Raw genomic sequence first — 17,666 nt, 5'->3', positions numbered from 1 at the left:
GACATCCTCATCACGAACTACTCCATGCTCAACGTGATGCTGCTGCGCGAACGCGACGGCCACTTCTTCGACTCCACAAGGCGATGGCTCGACAACCCCGCCAACGTCTTCACCCTGGTCGTTGACGAGCTGCACACATACCGCGGAACCGCCGGCACTGAAGTGGCCTACCTCTTGCGCACGCTCAAGCGCCGCCTCGGCCTCGACGCGCGGCCAGAGCAGTTCCGCGTCCTCGCGGCATCCGCATCACTCGACTCTGAACGCGACAGCGACTACCTGCACCAGTTCTTCGACGTCGACCCGGGAACCTTCTCCTTCATCACTGGCTCCAGCATCACGCCGGCCGAGTACCAGGTCCCTCCCGCTGTCGATCCCGCCGAGCTCGCGACCGCTGACGCAGTAAACGCTGCGGCAGCCGGACGAGCCGGCGGTGTGGTGAATGCCCTTCGGGGCGCACTTCACGGCAACGGAACCGGCGGGGCGAAAACACTCAGCCAGATCGCCCAGGAAGTCTTCCCTGCCACGCCAGACGAACTCTCTGAACAGGCAATCGCCAACGTCCTCGCCGGACTTGCCCAGGACCCTCAGACGGGCGACCCGAAGCTCCGCGCCCACCTATTCTTCCGAAACGTCGTCGGCATGTGGGCATGCTGCGACCCCTCATGCAGCGCCGTCACCGACCCGCAAGCCGCGCGTACCGTCGGAAAGCTTTACGCCGAGCCAGCTACCCGCTGCGAATGCGGAGCACGAGTACTCGAGCTGCTGTACTGCCAGAACTGCGGCGATGTCCTCCTCGGCGGCTTCGCCCCGGAAGGGGAACTGCAGAAGCAAGCTGTTAAGACCATGCTGCTGGCCGACGTACCCGAGCTCGCCAAGCTGCCCGACCAGGTCACCTTGCAGCGCACTCCCGATAACTACCTCGTCTACTGGCCCCGCCCTGAAACCACGCTGACGAACCTCGATTCAGCCACCTGGAATCGCGACAATAACGCAGTCTCCTACGGCTTCCGCCCAAGCAAGCTCAACCCTGCCTCCGGTGAAATCAGCAACATTGCCGAAGGATTCACCGGATGGAGTTTCCACGCCCGCCTCGCCCGCAACAACGCCACCGGAGAGTTGCGCCGCGCTCCCGAGACAGTCAGTCCATTTCCAACGCAATGCCCGAATTGCGGCGATGACTGGGAGATCCAGTACGGCCGCAACGGAAGGCTTCCGGCCACCGATCCCGCGACGCAGCGCTCACCCATCCGACAGATGCGCACCGGTTTCGAAAAGATCAACCAGGTGCTCACCACGGAGCTCGCCAATGACCTTCGAGACGCCGACCGCAAGCTAATCGTCTTCACCGACAGCAGGCAGGACGCCGCAAAGCTCTCCGCCGGGCTCAGCCTCCGGCATTACCAGGACCTGCTGCGCCAGCTGCTCTACGCGCGCCTCGCCGGTTCTGGCAGCGCCGTGCTAGATCTTGTTCTTGCCGAGGGCCACGTGGTCCGCAACGAGAAGTCAGTCGAGTCTTTCGCAGCTCTTGCCCGGCTCAGGCAACGCAACGCCCCGCTTCTCGATGAACTCCGGGACATCTGGGACGGCAAGCCCGAGACCGGTCCGGGCGACGCCGAACGCCTGAAAGCAGCGCTTTCCGCGCCGCCTTCGCTTCGGGAACTCGCCGCTGAAGTATCCGCCGATCTTCTGGGCCTCGGGATGAACCCCGGAGGACCTCATGCACGCCTCCGCGAGACCGCTGAAGACCATGCAGTGACATGGAGCGAGCTCTACGATTGGCGTCTCACGCCACCAGCGCCGAAGCCAGGCCTCACGGACCCGCAGAGGTCACTCCTCAACGACATCGGCCGCTCCCTCGAGGAAGAGCTCCTTGAGGGGCTGTTCTCCGGCGGAGGACGCGACTTCGAATCCCTCGGCCTCGGCTGGCTGGCCCTAGCCTCCGACACCGCACCTGCCGATGCGCCGGCTGACCCGGCCACCGGACAAGCGAGGGCAGCGCTGCGTATCTTGGCTGACCAGCGCCGGTTCTTCGGTCTACGAGGTGTACGGGATGACCCGACCCCCAAACTCCGCAAGTTCTGGGCAGCCGTGGCCAGCTCGGAGGGCTCAACGGCAGATAGCCTCCGCGACGATGCCCTGAACCGAGCCGGGAGTGCAGTCGTCGAATACTTGATCGACCCCTCGGCCGTGGTCTTGCGAATGGGGGAGGGGCGCGCCTGGACCTGCACGAGATGCAGCCGTCAGCATCTGACTACTGGCAATGGTTACTGCACCAAGTGCGCGGCACCGCTTCCTGCCGATACTGTCCCCGTTGATCTCGACCAGGACTACTACGCGTGGAAAGCAACCCGTGACGATGGCAGATTCCGTCTCAACACCGCAGAGCTAACCGGCCAGACCGACCGCATCGACGCGCAGTCCCGCCAATCACGCTTCCAGGATGTTTTCCTGGGCTCAGGAGAAAATGAGCTCACCGACGCTATCGACGTCCTTTCGGTCACGACGACGATGGAGGCCGGAATAGACATCGGCGCCCTCTCCGCAGTGGTTCTCGGCAACATGCCGCCGACTCGATTCAACTATCAGCAGCGTGTCGGACGTGCAGGGCGACGTAACTCACCCGTCGCGGTCGCGCTAACCGTATGCCGCGGCCGCAGTCATGACGAGTACTACTTCGAACGCCCAGACCGCATCACGAATGAGCCCACGCCGAAGCCCTACCTCGCTCTGAACCGACCGGAGATCTTCACGCGATCGCTTCGTAGCGAGGTCCTTCGCCAAGCATTCTCGGAGCTCATCTCCGCGACCGACGGCGAAGACGCCAGCAGCAACGTACACGGCGCATTCGGCAAGACCGCTGACTGGCACGCTTTCCTCCGGCCCAGGCTCGAGGAGTGGTTAGCGGACCACCCAGGCGTCGTGCGGGAAACCGCGCGGTCGCTCGCCCGTAGCACGGCATTCCAAGGCACTGCGGACGAAGAGGCGGAACGGTGCATCAGTGCGCTCCTCGACGACATCGATCACTCGGTCCTGACGCAACGGCACGATGACCTCAGCCAGCAGCTGGCTGAGGATGGGCTCCTCCCCATGTTCGGATTCCCCACCTCGGTCAGGTACCTCTACCTAAAGCGTCCTCAGCGCTCCTACCCCTGGCCTCCAGCAGGAGTCATTGACCGCGACCTCAGCATGGCAGTCAGCCAGTTCGCCCCCATGAGTGAAGTCGTCCGCGACGGGACCGTCTATCCGGTCGTCGGCGTCACCGCATTCAAGCCATCTGGACCACGACCCCAGCCAGAACCCGAACCGCTCGGTATCGAGTCGCCTCTCTCCATCTGTCGTGCTTGCTCCTACCTCGGCGAGCAACAAGACCTAAGTACCTGCCCGAGATGCGGTGCCGGCCCTACCTTCTATACGACCGTGCCTCTACGGGAACCGCTCGGGTTCCGCAGCGGGACCGGCACAGACTTCGATGGCAACTTCTCGTGGAACCCCCGCGCGATGGCTGCGCGGGCAATGACAGATATGGATGCCCTCGCCTGCCAAGACCCTGGAAACTCCCTGATACTCTCCGGACCCGGCTCCCGGTACGTCATCAACGACAACGGCGGGCAGCTCTTCACTCTCCGCCGTGCGGCTCACGGCGGTCCTGAATGGGGCGGCTACGTCTCCACCCGTGCCATCGATGCGGGGTTGCTCCATCCGTCGTTTGCCACTGGAGATCCGATCAGCGTCGCCCTCGGTGCCGTGCAGCACACCGACTTCCTCTTCGCGGGGGCCGGTGCACCCACGAATCTCGAAGCCGGGCTCCGCCTCAACCTCGTCTCCGGAATCCGCCAGCCCTACGGTGCGCAGGAAGTTACTGACAGTCGACGTGCCGCGTGGTACTCGCTCGCATTCCTTCTGCGCACTGTTGCCTCTGCGGCGCTCGATATCCAGCCTCTCGAACTTGCCGCGGGCATCTACTCCGGCGTTACCGGAAGCGAACCCGCCACGTACGCGTTCCTGGCCGACACTCTGGAGAACGGCGCAGGGTTCAGCACCCAGCTCGGCTCACCCGGGTTTCTACCCGAATTTCTCAGGGCGGTGGACAGCTACTTAGCCGAGCTAGAAGACCCTTCGCATACCAAGGTCTGCAGCTCATCGTGCTACCGCTGCCTTCGCGACTACGGAAACATGGCCTATCACGCCCTGCTCGACTGGCGGCTTGCCAGGGACCTGTTCCGGCTCCTGCAAGGGCTGCCGCTGATCATCGATGACGCGGCAGAAACCGCCGCCATCGACCGCTGGGCCCAGGCCTACAACGCTGCACCGATTAGCAGCGTGGTCCCAGCCGCGCGATACAACAGCCCCAGCGCCGGCTCATTCGCGGTAATCGCCCGCCACGCTTTCGAAGCCTCCGAGGACACGCTCATCGCCCCTCGTCTTGCCGAAGCAATGGCCGAGATCGAATCCTCCGAAGAAGACCTGGATGGCGTGGTTTTCGTTGACTCCTTCACCCTCGACCGCGATCCGCGTCGCGTTCTCAAACTCATCTCCGACTCTGAACTGGCAGGTGCGTGATCCCTGAAGCCCCGAAACCGCAATGGTGGTCAGCGACGACCAGCTGGCGTCTGCTGCACTGTCCCGCATCCGCGGCACCAGCCTCGGCGCCGTCGAGACCAGCAGGGCATACCCCAGATAACCCCGGAGCCATCGCACACCTTGCGCTGCAGCGCTGGATCGAGGCAGGAGAGTGGTCGTCCGCACACCCAGGCACGCGGCTCCAGGAGCGTTTCGACGAAGTCGCGAAAGCTCATGAGGCCGAACCGGCACGCATGCGCCAGGGAATCGTCACCCGGGCACGGCTCCAGACTCGCGGGCAGGCCCTCTCAGAGATTCTCGCCAGTGCCGGCTCTCGGCCGCAAAGCGAGGTGCTCTTGCGTGACGACGATCGGTGCCTCTTCGGCGTCCTCGACATCGTGTCTCCCGGGGCTGGCGGGCTCATCATCGACCTCAAGACCGGACGCAACGCCTCCGCAGCCTTATCACCCGCGATCGACCACCAGATGACGTTCTATGCGCATCTGTTCCAGGTGAACTTTGGGGCATTTCCGGAACGTGTGCTTGTCTTTAGCTTGCAGCGCGGCCTCGTAGAGATTCCAGTGACCAGCTCTGACATCGCCCCATTCTTGAGCAAGATTCACGCCGCGCAACTTTCGGATCGAGTCACCGCCTATCCGCACGCTGACGTATGCCGTTACTGCCCGAAACGCTCAAGATGCGAGCCGCATTGGGACGCCATCTCCGCCTGGGACGATGCTGACGCGATCGAGGGCGAGGTCGCCGCCATCGAACACTCCAGCTCCGGGACAGCCGCAGTACAGATCGGGGGCCAGTGGCTGACGGGAATATCAGCTACCCTCCTCCCCAGCAACCTGGCACCTGGCCAGTTCGCGCGCGCCGTTCGCGTCCGCCGACGTAGAGGTAACGCATCCGGTGACTGGTCGGCGAGCAGCAGCAGCCGCCTCCGCATCCTGCCCGAATCGTGATTCGCACGGACGAATGGGCGCCTAGCGCTCAGCAGGCGAATCATCCCGGTGCGAGTCTTCGGGGATTATGCCCGGTCCAACGGCGTGAGTGCCCCGGTCTGCATGGTTAAGTCGAAGAAGAAGCTAGTAAGCCAACGGAATGGAGACGCTGTCACATGGTCGCTCTGCACGTCCTGGGAAACGGGTTTGATCTGCAACACGACCTTCCCACTGCATACGCCCCGCACCTGAAGAAGATTGCTGTTGAGGCCGAGCGTTTCCACGGGGAGTGGGAGTGTTACAGCGATGCGGAAGATCTCTGGTCAGACGTGGAAGCGAATCTCGCACATCCCGATATGGACATGCTTCTCCAGCACCTTGAGAGCTACGCGCCCGATCTTCTATCGGAACGCGAGGGTGACAGAGACGGCATTATCCACGAAGCTGAGCAGCTCCTCGACTTTCCTCTTGAGGAGTTCGCGAGGCGCGCCGATGAGGCGCTTGAAGAGCAGAAACCGTTGGGTATCTTTCAGAAGATATTCGGACCTCGCGATTGCTTCCTCAACTTCAACTACACGCACACTCTGGAACGTCTTTATGAGATTGATCCTTCTCGCGTTCTACACGTGCATGGCGAAGTTGGCGGTGAACCACTCATCCTCGGATATGCGCCCGGAGCGCTTCGAGATCTGCCAGAATTACATGAATGGGATGACGAAGAGAGTTTTGATTACTATCGATCCATCGCCCACGGGGCGCTCGAGAAACGCCTGAAGGAGTTTGAGAAGACTTACCAGGTGGAGAGAATGTCCGAGTTCCTCACTCGAGTTCCTCGCCATTTTGACCGCGTTGTTGTCTACGGCTTCTCGTTCGGCTTAGTCGACAAACCGTACTTCGATCGATTAGCAGAGCTACTGGAAGATGTGCCTTGGATGGTCTATGCGTACGACAGGAGCGCTCTGGAAGATGCATGTTCTCGTCTTGATGAGTATGGATGCGGCATCACGTACCAAAAGCAAGTCCTGGAAGAGAAATCATCTCAGCGCACCTCGCGCCCAACTGCGACGACCGGCTGATCTCTCGCCGTAGACGTGGCATCGTCAGGGTATGCCTGCCCAAGCCGACTGGCCAGAGACACCTCTACCTACTGGTCTCGCTGTTCGTGTCCAACGCAAGATCTCTGGCTCGAGCCCGTCGGCTGAAGCCACGAAATACACGCAGGATGACGCGTGTGGGATCGATCAGTCCGACGAAGTGCTGCATGACTCGACGGCCGTTGCCAGTCTTGGCTTCTGCATTGCGCGCTTCCCAACGGCACATGTCATCAAGGCTTCGGTCACGCGGTTCAGCGCCGAGGATACGCTCTCGTGCTCCCAGATTCTCAGGACAGTCCAGTCGGCTTCCCTCAGCAGTTTCGTGTTCCGTGCATCGCGTTCCACGTTCCGCGCGAGCTTCGGTGACCAGTACGGCTGGTTCACTGACGGCTGCGAGCCATGCTCAGGGCAGCAGTGCCAGAAGCACCCGTCGACGAACACGGCGATCCGTTTGCGGGTAAACACGATGTCTGGGCGTACCCGTCCGCCGGGGAGGTCAATGCGGTAGTCCACGCGGTAGCGGAACCCGGCTCGATGAAGGACGGAACGCAGCGCGAGCTCGGGTTTCGTGTCCCGACGACGGTTCGCCTGCATGTTCCGGCGCCGCCCAGAGCTCGACGCCGCGGGGACGCGCAGCGGGGCGTCGTCCGCGATGGTCTCCATGACTCCAAGGCTAGCCCGCGGGACACTGTTGGTGGTGGGTAGCGGGAGCGAGGAGCGGCAGTGCCAGACGTCTGAGATGAGCTGAGTATCGGTTGCGTGACTACGCCGTCTCGTAGCACGTTCGGTTCGTCGAGATCGATGCACGGATAACAACGTCGTGATGGAGGCTTGCTGCCGCACCGGCGCGTCTCAGTCACTTCCAGTGGCCGCGGCGGATAGCGTTTTGTCGTGAACTCATAGCGGCTGTCCTACCTGGTCGGCCGACGTTGGAGTCGGTCGGAAGGACAGCTTGTGACACCGTCTAACGCGGAGCGTGAACGCGGAACAGCTTGGCGCATCTGGGACTTGCACGTTCACACGCCAGCCTCGATCGTGCAGCACTACGGCGCCGCCACTGAGGAGACCTGGGAACGGTTCATCAGCGAACTCGAGGCGCTTCCAGAAGACATCAGCGTCATCGGCATCAACGACTACTGGTTCCTCGACGGGTACCAGCGTGTACTCGACGCCAAGAAGAATGGAAGGCTCCAGAATCTTGAAGCGATCTTCCCTGTGATCGAGATGCGACTTGACCACTTCGGTGGGACCGATGGCAATCTCTCCAGGGTCAACCTCCACGTCGTCTTCGATCCCGATCTTGACGCAGAGATGATCAAGGCGCAGTTCATCGGTGCTCTCCAGCCGAAGATAATTCTGGCGCCGAACCATGCGGGCATTGGGTGGCAGGCAGTCATCACGAGAGATTCGTTGTCAGACCTCGGCCGACGGATCAAAGAGACCGTGCCAGAAGAAGAGCTCCCACACTATGGACCTGACCTGATGGAGGGGTTCAACAACATCAATGTCAGACTCGATGATGTTCAAGCCGTACTTGACGGGCCGTACTTTAAGGGCAGGGCGCTCATCGGCATCGGCAAGACCGAATGGCGGAATATTAAGTGGAACGAGCAGTCGATCGCGTCGAAGAAGAACGTAATCAACTCCTCAAGCTTCGTGTTCACCGCCTACCCCGATACCGCACGTTGGGCGGAAGACGTAAGAGAGCTGCGTTCGAGCAACGTCACGCACAAGATTCTAGATTGCAGCGATGCTCACTACTTCTCCGACTCTGAACAGCATATGCGCCTCGGAGCCTGCCAGACATGGATGAACACAACGCCTACCTTGGCTGGATTAGCGTATGCCATCGAGGAGTTCGATCGCCGCGTCTACGTCGGGCTAGAGCCTCCAGCACTCGCGCGAGTTCGAAGGAACCCGGAACGCTTCATTGAGCGCGTTCGCGTTGCTTCGGAGAAGGAAGCACATGACCTCTTCGATCACGATCTTCCTCTCAACTCTGGCTTTGTAGCGGTCGTTGGTAACAAGGGGCAAGGAAAGTCGGCATTGCTCGACTGCATCGCACTCGGCGGAAATTCTTCGCGAAGAAACGAGTTCGCATTCCTGAGCCCATCTCGGTTCCTCAGTGCGCCGAACCAAAAGCTTGCGCGGGAATACGCTACCGAACTCGTGTGGGCGACCGGCACAGCTCGTAAGGTTCAATTAACTCAGGCTCACGATAGGGCCGCGCCCGTCTCAGTTGAGTACCTGCCGCAGATGTTCGTAGAGCGTGTTTGCAATCTTGACCCTGACACCGACGACACAGACGAGTTTGAGCGGGAGCTGAGGATTATCCTCTTCACGCACATCCCCGAAAGCGAGAAGGCCGGCGAGAAGACGTTCGACGCACTTCTAGCGCAGAAGACGCAGTCTTCGCGCGACGACATCCTTAGACTCAGGGATGAACTTCAAGCGACTGTTCGCCAGTATGCCGCCGCAATTGCCTTCCGTTCGGATAACCAGGCCGCGGAGGTTCAGAGCCGACTAGCGCTAAAGAAGGCGGAAGTCGACGCCGCGAGGGAAGCGGTCGATACCGCCAAGGCTGCGTTGGCTGCGATTGATTCAGAAAGCAAGGACGATGGTGAGCTTGCGGAGCTGAGACAACGCTCCGAAGACATCGAGAAGACTCGCTCAGACCTGCTGACGAGACGCAGCACGAATGAGCAGCAGCAAGCTCAGGCACGACAACAACTCGCCAACATGGAGGCCATTAATCACAGGGCAGAAGCGATCCGCGCGGACGTCATGGAACTAAACGACGAGGCGGAAGCGATCCTCGGCGGTGAGGGCGACCCGTTTCTAATTCTTAGAGTCAACGACTCTCGATATGCTTCCTGGCGCGTGCTAACTGAAGCAACCCTTGCGGAGCTCAGCGCCGCGCGCGAAGCCCTAGACCGCGAGATCGCGGCGCAAGATCAAGCCCGGCGCGAGAACACCGACGCGCTCGCTGCTGCGGACAGCGCTCGCGAACGAGCGCGGCAACGTGTTCTTCAATCGGAGGAACGCGTAGCCGCCCTCATCGGCGACGAGAGCGATGAAGAATCCCATGCCGGTCTCACCGCGTTGCTCCAACGCATCAGTGAGACGCCGGCAAGAGTGAACGCACTCCGTGCCCAGATCGTCGAACGCTCGAAGTGCATCTACGAAGCTCTTGAAGCGCAGCTCCGGGCCGTTGAGAGCTTGTATGCGCCAGCGTCGGACTTCATTGCGCGGTCCGAGGTTGTCAAGAACGCTGGACTCGAGTTCAACGCAGAACTGCGACTGTTGCCGACCTGGAGAAGTGTCTCGGCAGGTCTCGATGGCCGCAGGAATGGCGACTTCACGGACTGGCTCACGGAACTTCCGCAACGGCTCGAAGATGCGAGCTGGGAACAACTCGCCAAGCAGCTTTCGGAGGCGCTGCACCGGCTTGAGCATGAGAGGGGTGAAGTCGACGGAGAGCTACGCAACCCCTCGAATGCGTTGCGAAGCACGACATCCCTCGACAGTTTCCTGATGAACATGTTCGATCTGACTTGGCTCGAAGTGCGGTTCGGACTGACGGGCGACGGACAGCCACTCTCGCAGCTTTCACCCGGGCAGCGTGGTCTTGTGCTCGCGCTCTTCTACCTTGTGGTCGATCGTCGGACTACTCCGTTGCTACTGGACCAGCCCGAAGAAAACCTCGACAACGAGACGATCGCGTCGAAGCTGGTACCCGCGATCCACGAGGCAGCCGGTCGGCGCCAGACGATCGTGGTCACACACAACGCGAACCTGGCCGTAGTCGGAGATGCAGACCAGATCATTCATTGCCAGATGCATGAGAGGCGATTCACCGTAAGCAGCGGGAGTATCGCGGAGCTCGACGTCGCGAAGTTTGCACTCGACATCTTGGAGGGAACCAAGCCAGCCTTCGACAACCGGCGGCATAAGTATGAGGCCTTCCCGTCGTTGGTGTGACGGTTCAGGGGGACCAATAGGGGACCAGAATCATGCAATCCATGCATTTCGTGATGCGCTCTGCATGACGCGCCGCCCGGAATCACGCGGAACCTGGCCTTGGCGGAGACGTTTGGACGCCTGGGGGTTAAGTGGTTCAGACCCCCTGGCAGTCCGAAAAATGAACAACGGGATGTGGCGCAGCTTGGTAGCGCACTTGACTGGGGGTCAAGGGGTCGCAGGTTCAAATCCTGTCATCCCGACAAAAAGCCCTGGTGAGAAGCAATTTTCACCAGGGCTTCGTCGTTTCCGGGAGTGGTCACTGGCTGGTCCACTCGCTCGATTTGCTCGACCCGCCCGCCGTCGAAGTGGACCAGTCCCGTTCGACATCGTCGCCCGCGAAGTGCACCAGAAGGTGCCCGTAGAGTGGACCAGAATCCGCGCAAGACGGTGCTCCGGCTCCTTCTGGAAGGGTCGGAGCGGAGTTCTGGAAAGCGGTCACAGGCGGGGTCCGTCGCGGCGGGTGGTGTCCCTTCTTGTGGGGGCTGCCGAGAGGAACTGGTTGGCCTGTCGAGCGGCTTCGGCGAGGTGCCGGTGGTCGGGGTGCAGGTAGCCCTTCGTGGTCTCGATCGACTGGTGCCCGAGGATCTCTTGGAGCACGTGCAGCGCGATCCCGGCGTCGGCCATCCAAGTAGCTCCGGTGTGGCGCAGCCCGTGTCGGGTGAGGTTCTCGAACCGAAGGCTCTTCACGAGGTCGTCCCAGTGAGTGGCATCGCGGACGGTGGCGGTGGTGAGGACACCGCCGCGTGGCCCGCGCAGGAGCGGGTCGTCGGGCTCCTTGCCGCTCGTGAGGCGTTCGAGTACGGGTTCGAGCGCGTCGAGCATGGGGACGGGGCGGTCTCGACGCCCTTTGGTCTGCTTGATGACCAGGCCGCCTCTGCCGGGGTAGTGCTGGCGTCTGATCCACACGATGCGGTTGCGCCAGTCCACGTCGCCTGCGCGGAGCCCGGCGACCTCTGAGCCGCGGGCGGCGAGGAGGGCGGCGAGCATGACGTGATCGGAGTACGACTGGTGCACCTTCCCGCACGCGTCCGCGAGCTTCTGCAGCGTCGGAAGGTCCGGGAGGGCGTACTGGCGGAGCGCGCCGGTGGTGTGGGTGACGTGCTTGCCGAGGTTGCGGCGGGCGCGGTGCTTGGCGGGGTTGATGGAGATGATGTCGTCGCGGACGGCTTCGTCCAGAACCCTGACCAGGGGTGCGATGGAGTTTTTGATCGTGGAGGCGGAGTGCTCGGCCTCCCAGCCGTCAATGGTGCGGTCGATCATTCCGGCGGTGATCTTCGCTACCCGGATGTGTCCGAGTGCGGGCAGCACGCGGAGCCGCAACCCGGCCTCGTAGAGCTCGGCGGTGGAAGTCGGGTCGAGGCCCCGCTGCCACCTGTCACCGATCGATGTGACGTAGGCGGCGAGGGTGATGGTGGTATCGTTGCCGGTTTCGGTGGCCGCGCGCATCTGCTCGAAGAACTCCTCGACCTCTTCCGCTGTGCGGACGTGGCTGACGCGGCCAACGCGCTTCTTGGTCGAGGGGTCGGTCCAGCGGACGCGGGCACGGAAGCCGTCAACGCGGCGTTCGACGTCGGTGGTGAGTTTGACGCCGACCGGCGGCATCCGGTGGTTGCGTGGATCAGCCACGATCCGTCTCCTGCTTGGTCACCCACGCCCGCACGGTGACGGGGTTGTAGCGGTAGACGCCGCCGACCTGGAGGAACGGTGGCCCGACCTTCTCGCGCCGCCACCGGGACAGCGTGGCCTGGGAGACATTCAAAAACTCGGCGACATCCCTCGGACACCACAGCGGCTCGGACGGCCTGACGCCGCTCTCACTCGTCAGAGCCGTCATCGTCATCGGGCACCTCGCCGGTGGACGGATCGACCCCGAGGCTGGCGTAGAAGGCCTCCTCGGCGGCTTGGCGGCGCGCAACATCGGCTTCGACGAAGGCACGGAAGTCCTCGGCGCGATCCGGGATCACGATGTCCTCGACGGGGTCGGCGGGTTCTTCGCCCGGCCAAGCTGTCTGCCGGGTGGGCCGATCTCGGTCCAGGCGGGTTCCGCTGGCGGCGACCCAGTCGCGCAGACGCTGGCGGGTCTCTGCGAAGTCGCGGTGCCAGCCGGACGGCGCCGATCCGTTCTGCTCCGGGTCGTACGCGCACAGCCAGTGGAGGTGCAGCGCGGAGAGCTCCCCGACCAGCTCCGCATGACGGTGCCAGAAGGGTGGGATGACGCTGGCGGGCAGCCCGTAGGTGTGGCGCAGCCACGTCACCCACTTGTCGAGCTCGGCCCATTCGTCGCGTGCCTCGTCGGCGGTGAGCAGGTTCCAGTTCACCGGATGCGGTGGCTCCGCCACGAAGCCGACGTCGAGGCGCATCTGCTCCTCGCTCTCGTCGTCATCAAGGGGCGTCGGCTCCGGCTCGTCCAGCTCGGGAATCGCATGCATCTCGGTCATCGGTTGCTCCGTCACATGCCCAGCGCTGGCGCCGCCGGGGCGGCGGCCGAGCGACGCGGCTGCGGCTGTTGCGGCGCATCGAGCCGAGCCGACTGCGACGGAGCCTCCTGCTCGACGGAGCGCTGCGAGCGTGCGCGGGTGACCTCATAACTGGTGCGGGCGAGGTCGTGGCCGACCTTCTTGGCGACGAACTCCTCGCCCTGCACGGTCTCGCCGTCCCGCTCGTATTCGTACGGGTGCGTGTAGCCCTCGGCGACGAAGCTGTCGCCCTTGGCGAACCGCTCGTACGCCCGCTCAGCGGTCGCGCGGTAGGCAACGAGGTCGTGGAAAGTCGGATCGAGCTCGGTGAACGTGCCGTCCTGCTCCTTGCGGTAGTGCTCCTGCCCGACCCGTGCATAGAACCTCGCCTCACCTCGGGCGGTGTAGCTCAACTGCGGTTCCGAGGCGATGAACCCCGAGAACGACTCCTGCGTACGAATCGCCATGACGAATGCCCTCCTGACATCGGCGGGCGGCTCCACGGCTGGGGCCGCCCTTGTATCAGGCAGGTGCGCCTGGCTCCTCCGGCGGACGGCGTTGCAGCAGGGCTTCGATTCCTGCCCGGTCGGCGTGCAGCGTTTTCGCGTCGGGCCGGTCGGTCCAGGTCCGCATTCTCGTGACGATGGGCGGTGCGGAGCGGAGCATGATGAGCGCGGTCCCGAACGGGAGCGTGCGGATCGCGTCGGGCGGCATGATCGGCACGCGGCGGATGGAGCGTTGGGCGGAGCGGGAGCCGTGGTCTCCGACCGTGGTGGAGTCGGTGACCTCGTCACGTTCGCCGATGAGCGTGGTCAGGTCGTGCAGGTCTTTGGAGTTCGAGGCGCCGCCGAGGATGATCTTGACGATGCTCGCGTCCCAGATCGCGCCGGCCGCGTTCTCCGACCACTTCTCCCGCGCCTGCGCGAGCGACTGCAACACCGGCATGGTGGTGATCCCGGTGCCGCCGCCCTCCGCCATGAGCGTCGGCAGCGACGGCAAGGGGGCGAGGTTGCCGACCTCATCGAGGGCGAGCAGCAGTGGCGGGTCGAGTCGCGCGCCGGGGCTGCGGGCGGCGATGCGGCGGGCGGCTTCCACGACGTCTTCCACGAACGCCGCCACCAGCGCCGCGCTGTTGTTCGCGCCAGCGCCGGTCGCCAGAAGGCAGAGCGTCCCGCGGGCTTGGAGGAACGCTTCGGGGTCGAAGTCCTCGCCTTCGCGCGGCGATACGGCATCGAGCACGCGCGGGTCCGCGAGGGCAGCGGGGGCGAGAGAGACGCCTTGCCAGGTGGAGTCGCGGGTTCTCGGGTCGGAGTCGATCATCGTCTGCAACGACTCCGCCCACCCCGTCGCAGCGTTCGGGTTCGCCGTCAGGATCGCCACCGCGTCCGCGGCGGCGGACGGGTCGAGGGTCCACCGGAACAGCTCGCCGGGCGGGCGACGGTCGAGGGCGGCGGCGTGGAGCAGGGCTTGGAGGGCGGTTCTTGTCTTGCCTTCCCAGAATCCGCCACCTTCGACGCCGCCAGCGGACAGGCCGGTGCCGGCGGCGAGGCCGGTGGCGCGGATCATCGCGGTCAGCGGGTCCTCGCACCCGCGGATGGGTGACCACCTGAGGCCTGCGGGGACGCCTTCGGCCAGGTGCTGCGGGTCGAACACCGCGACCGGCCCGACGCTCTCACGGGCGCGGAGCGTCGCGGTGAGGTTGTCCGGCCGGGTCGAGGTGGTGACGACCGCGCCGGGCGCGTCGAGGATGGCGTTGATGACGATGTGGGCGCCTTTGCCGGAGCGGGGCGGCCCGATCAGCAGGATGCTGTCCTCCACACTCGCCCACACGCCCTTGCCACGCGAGGTGCCGATCCGGTAGCCGACATCCTCCGGTGCTGGCTTGCCGAGCGAGGGCCGCAGGTGCCCGGCCCGGCACAGCAACGCGCCCTCGGAGGCGGACTTGGTGACCTCAGTGCGGGTGGCGATCCCGGGGATGCGGTAGGGATCGTTCTTCACCTGGCGCCCGTGCTCGCGGAAGAACCGCCACACCCACCACCCGATCACTCCGACGACGAGGATGAGGACGCCAGCGGTGACCCAGTACTACGCGTTCAAGAAACGGCCCGCCTCGGCCAGAGCGACCGCGGACGCCGAGTTGGTCGTGCAGATCGAGCGGGTGTTCTGGGACCGCAAGCTCGGCCGCGGAATCAGCGGTGCCCGCAAGATCTGGCGGCTGCTGCGCCGCGAGGGCATCATCGTCGCCCGGTGCACGGTCGAACGCCTCATGCGGCAGCAAGGTCTGCGCGGCATCCGCCGGGGCAAGCAGTTCATCACCACCCGCCCGGATTCATCAGCGCCGCGGGCGGAGGACCATGTCAAGCGCGAGTTTCATGCCGATCGGCCGAACGAGCTCTGGGTGGTCGACTTCACCTATGTGCCGACGTGGTCGGGGATGGCGTTCACCGCGTTCGTCACCGACGTGTTCTCCCGCCGGATCGTGGGCTGGCGGACGATGTCGAAGATGCCCACCGATCTGCCGCTGGACGCACTGGAGATGGCTCTCTGGGTTCGCGACCGGGCCGGAGAGGACGTCACCGGCGTCATTCAACATTCCGACGCAGGCTCTCAATACACGGCTTTGCGCTACACCGAGCGGCTCGCGGAAGTCGGCGCGATCGCCTCGATCGGAACGGTCGGCGACAGCTACGACAATGCCCTCGCAGAGAGCGTCGTGGGCCTCTACAAGACCGAGTGCGTGAAGATCGACGGCCCGTTCCGCAGCGCCGATGACCTCGAGCTCGCGACGCTGTCTTGGGTGCACTGGTTCAACGAGAATCGGCTGCACTCATCGATCGGGTATCTCACACCGATCGAGAAGGAGAACGAGTACTACCGTGAGATGAACCCCCAGCACCAGCCGGCGCTGGGAGAACTCGCCCTCCACTAAACCCGGGGCGATTCAGTCTTCGCGGGCGTCGTCGAGCATGTCCGCCACGGTCGGGTGGGACCGGGCGAGCATGGTGACGACTTCGTCGAATTGGGCGCCGACGAGGTCGCGTTTACCGCGCGGGACGAAGATCGTGCGGATGATCGCCGCGACCATCGGGCGGGCGACCTTGGGCACTCGGGTGAGCATCGACGACGCCATGCGCTGATCCGACATCGGGATCGACCAGTACGGTCGAAGGATGGATGCGGCTCGTCGCCCTTCTGGGCCTCGACCTCAGCGCACTGTGGGAGATCGTCGAGTGGGCCGGGTGGCGGTTCATCAGCAGCGACGTCTATGAGCTATCAGGACACGATCGGCGACATGGTCGCCGGCGGCATCGGTGCGGCGGCCGCCGGTGTTCTGCTCGCCCGTGTCGGGCTGCGTCGCACCGACGTCGCCTGAGGAGCAGTCATCCGACCGGATCGAGCGCGGCGGTCTGCCAGGCACCGGGGCGCATGCCGGTGGCGTTGCGGAAGAAGACGGAGAAGGTGGAGGGGTCGGGGAAGCCGAGCACGGCCGCGCAGGAGGCCGCCGTCAACCGATCGTGGGCCAGCAGTCGCTTCGCCTCGAGAACGATGCGGTCCACGATGCAGCCTTTCGCGGTTCGACCGGTCGCCCGCAGCGCCGCGCGTGAGAGCGTCCGCGGCGCGTATCCGAGAGTGCGGGCGTAGAAGAGCGTGTCGTGGTGCTCGCGGAAGTGCGTCTCCACACTCTCCCGGAAGACCCTGAACACCCGATTCGCCGCGGCCGCTTCCCCGTGTGGCGGCCGCAGCCTGCCCAACAGCGCCGACAGCAGGATCGACGGGACCTCGCCGGCGCAGCCCGGACCTGCGGCCGCGGTTTCGAGCACGAGGTGCGCACGAGCCGCGTCGACGAACATCCGCTCCGCCTCCGGCAGGCGCCACGCGCCGACGAGGTCCGGGTCGGCGACGATCCGACGGGTGACATCGGTGACCGGGGCCGTCGGCACGAACAGCACGAGGGTTCCCCACACCGCCGCGATGTCGTCCCACCGGTGAACGGCTCCCGGCGGAATCCACACCGCCGACCCCGGCTCGAGGGGGAAGGAGGCGAAATCGACGGTCGCCGCACCGTGCCCGGCGTCGACCAGTCCAATGACGTGGAAATCGGCACGTTGCGTCCCGCCGTCGTTCCGGTCGCGCAACTGGCGGAACGTCATCGTCTCGACCGGCGTCGCACGCCCGTTCGGAGGCTGATAGGTCATCTGCGCGATGCTCGGCACGTGTCCAGTTTCCCCTATCTCAGGTCAGGTTCTGGCGATGCGCAGCCGCCGAGGCCCACGTTGGATGGATTCGAGGAGAAGTACCTCGACCAACCGATCGAAGGAGCACTCGATGGCCGACACCACACTGACGGATCTGCCCGCTTACGACCACCGCACCGGCACGGGACCCACCCTGGTGTTCCTGCACTACTGGGGAGGCTCGTCGCGCACCTGGGATCTCGTTCTGAAGCGCCTTCCCGAGCGTGACACGCTCACCCTGGACTTCCGCGGCTGGGGCCGCTCGCGCGATCTCTCGGGCCCCTACACGCTGCGGCAGCTCGCGGCCGACGTGCTCACCGTGATCGAGGACGCCGGCGTCGACGACTACGT

At 64.1% G+C, this 17,666-nt stretch carries 13 protein-coding genes, 1 tRNA gene and 1 pseudogene; 7 read left to right on the top strand and 8 right to left on the bottom strand.

All coding sequences use genetic code 11. The annotated features are described in order from the left end of the window. The first annotated feature begins 24 nt into the window (after positions 1–24). From BGN97_RS04750 to BGN97_RS04740, 3 genes are all read left to right on the top strand, one after another. Positions 25–4,560 carry a helicase-related protein gene (locus BGN97_RS04750; protein WP_292698469.1) on the top strand — a complete coding sequence of 1,512 codons (4,536 nt, stop codon included), beginning with the start codon at positions 25–27 and terminating at the stop codon, positions 4,558–4,560. After that, the gene (locus BGN97_RS04745; protein ID WP_292698467.1) at positions 4,557–5,528 is read left to right on the top strand and encodes a PD-(D/E)XK nuclease family protein; all 972 of its coding nucleotides are present in this window, start codon (positions 4,557–4,559) and stop codon (positions 5,526–5,528) included. Before BGN97_RS04750 ends, BGN97_RS04745 begins: the two co-directional genes overlap by 4 nt. 155 nt (positions 5,529–5,683) lie before the next feature. Then, the gene (locus BGN97_RS04740) at positions 5,684–6,583 is read left to right on the top strand and encodes a bacteriophage abortive infection AbiH family protein (protein ID WP_292698465.1); all 900 of its coding nucleotides are present in this window, start codon (positions 5,684–5,686) and stop codon (positions 6,581–6,583) included. A 165-nt stretch (positions 6,584–6,748) separates the two neighbouring features. Here BGN97_RS04740 and BGN97_RS04735 read toward each other — a convergent pair whose 3' ends face one another. Then, the gene (locus BGN97_RS04735; RefSeq protein ID WP_363331402.1) at positions 6,749–7,264 is read right to left on the bottom strand and encodes a very short patch repair endonuclease; all 516 of its coding nucleotides are present in this window, start codon (positions 7,262–7,264) and stop codon (positions 6,749–6,751) included. Between the two features lie 291 nt (positions 7,265–7,555). Between BGN97_RS04735 and BGN97_RS04730 the strand changes: the two genes are divergently transcribed. Both BGN97_RS04730 and BGN97_RS04725 read left to right on the top strand, forming a co-directional pair. After that, on the top strand, positions 7,556–10,582 hold the full coding sequence (locus BGN97_RS04730) for a TrlF family AAA-like ATPase (protein WP_363331401.1): 3,027 nt from the start codon (positions 7,556–7,558) through the stop codon (positions 10,580–10,582). A gap of 168 nt (positions 10,583–10,750) precedes the next feature. Continuing rightward, a tRNA-Pro gene (locus BGN97_RS04725) sits at positions 10,751–10,824 on the top strand. Between the two features lie 235 nt (positions 10,825–11,059). On the opposite strand, the gene BGN97_RS04720 is transcribed toward BGN97_RS04725, so the two are convergent. The 5 genes from BGN97_RS04720 to BGN97_RS04700 all read right to left on the bottom strand — a co-directional run bounded on the left by BGN97_RS04720 (position 11,060) and on the right by BGN97_RS04700 (position 15,126). Then, entirely contained in the window at positions 11,060–12,250 is a 1,191-nt protein-coding gene (locus tag BGN97_RS04720) for a tyrosine-type recombinase/integrase (RefSeq protein ID WP_363331400.1), read from the bottom strand. Further along, entirely contained in the window at positions 12,243–12,458 is a 216-nt protein-coding gene (locus BGN97_RS04715; protein WP_292698598.1) for a helix-turn-helix domain-containing protein, read from the bottom strand. Before BGN97_RS04715 ends, BGN97_RS04720 begins: the two co-directional genes overlap by 8 nt. Beyond that, entirely contained in the window at positions 12,439–12,984 is a 546-nt protein-coding gene (locus BGN97_RS04710) for a hypothetical protein (protein ID WP_292698596.1), read from the bottom strand. Before BGN97_RS04710 ends, BGN97_RS04715 begins: the two co-directional genes overlap by 20 nt. A gap of 89 nt (positions 12,985–13,073) precedes the next feature. After that, positions 13,074–13,547: a single-stranded DNA-binding protein gene (locus BGN97_RS04705; protein WP_292698461.1), complete on the bottom strand. Its 474-nt coding sequence runs from the start codon at positions 13,545–13,547 to the stop codon at positions 13,074–13,076. A gap of 55 nt (positions 13,548–13,602) precedes the next feature. Next, on the bottom strand, positions 13,603–15,126 hold the full coding sequence (locus BGN97_RS04700; RefSeq protein WP_292698459.1) for a type IV secretory system conjugative DNA transfer family protein: 1,524 nt from the start codon (positions 15,124–15,126) through the stop codon (positions 13,603–13,605). 13 nt (positions 15,127–15,139) lie between these two features. Between BGN97_RS04700 and BGN97_RS04695 the strand changes: the two genes are divergently transcribed. After that, positions 15,140–16,009 (top strand): IS3 family transposase, encoded by an 870-nt coding sequence (locus BGN97_RS04695; RefSeq protein WP_292698457.1) that lies wholly within the window; start codon positions 15,140–15,142, stop codon positions 16,007–16,009. A gap of 12 nt (positions 16,010–16,021) precedes the next feature. Here the strand turns inward: BGN97_RS04695 and BGN97_RS04690 are convergent, their stop codons facing one another. Together BGN97_RS04690 and BGN97_RS04685 are read right to left on the bottom strand one after the other, a co-directional pair. Then, positions 16,022–16,210 (bottom strand): hypothetical protein, encoded by a 189-nt coding sequence (locus tag BGN97_RS04690; RefSeq protein ID WP_292698455.1) that lies wholly within the window; start codon positions 16,208–16,210, stop codon positions 16,022–16,024. 250 nt (positions 16,211–16,460) lie between these two features. Then, positions 16,461–17,276, bottom strand: coding sequence for an AraC family transcriptional regulator (locus BGN97_RS04685; RefSeq protein WP_292698453.1), 816 nt, complete (start codon positions 17,274–17,276; stop codon positions 16,461–16,463). Positions 17,277–17,406: 130 nt separating this feature from the next. On the opposite strand from BGN97_RS04685, the pseudogene BGN97_RS04680 reads away from it, so the two are divergent. Next, positions 17,407–17,666 (top strand): annotated as a pseudogene (locus BGN97_RS04680) (alpha/beta hydrolase); the annotation flags it as partial.

Source organism: Microbacterium sp. 69-10 (assembly GCF_001897945.1).
Taxonomy (GTDB): Bacteria; Actinomycetota; Actinomycetes; order Actinomycetales; family Microbacteriaceae; genus Microbacterium.
This window is presented reverse-complemented; position numbering and strand designations above follow the sequence as displayed.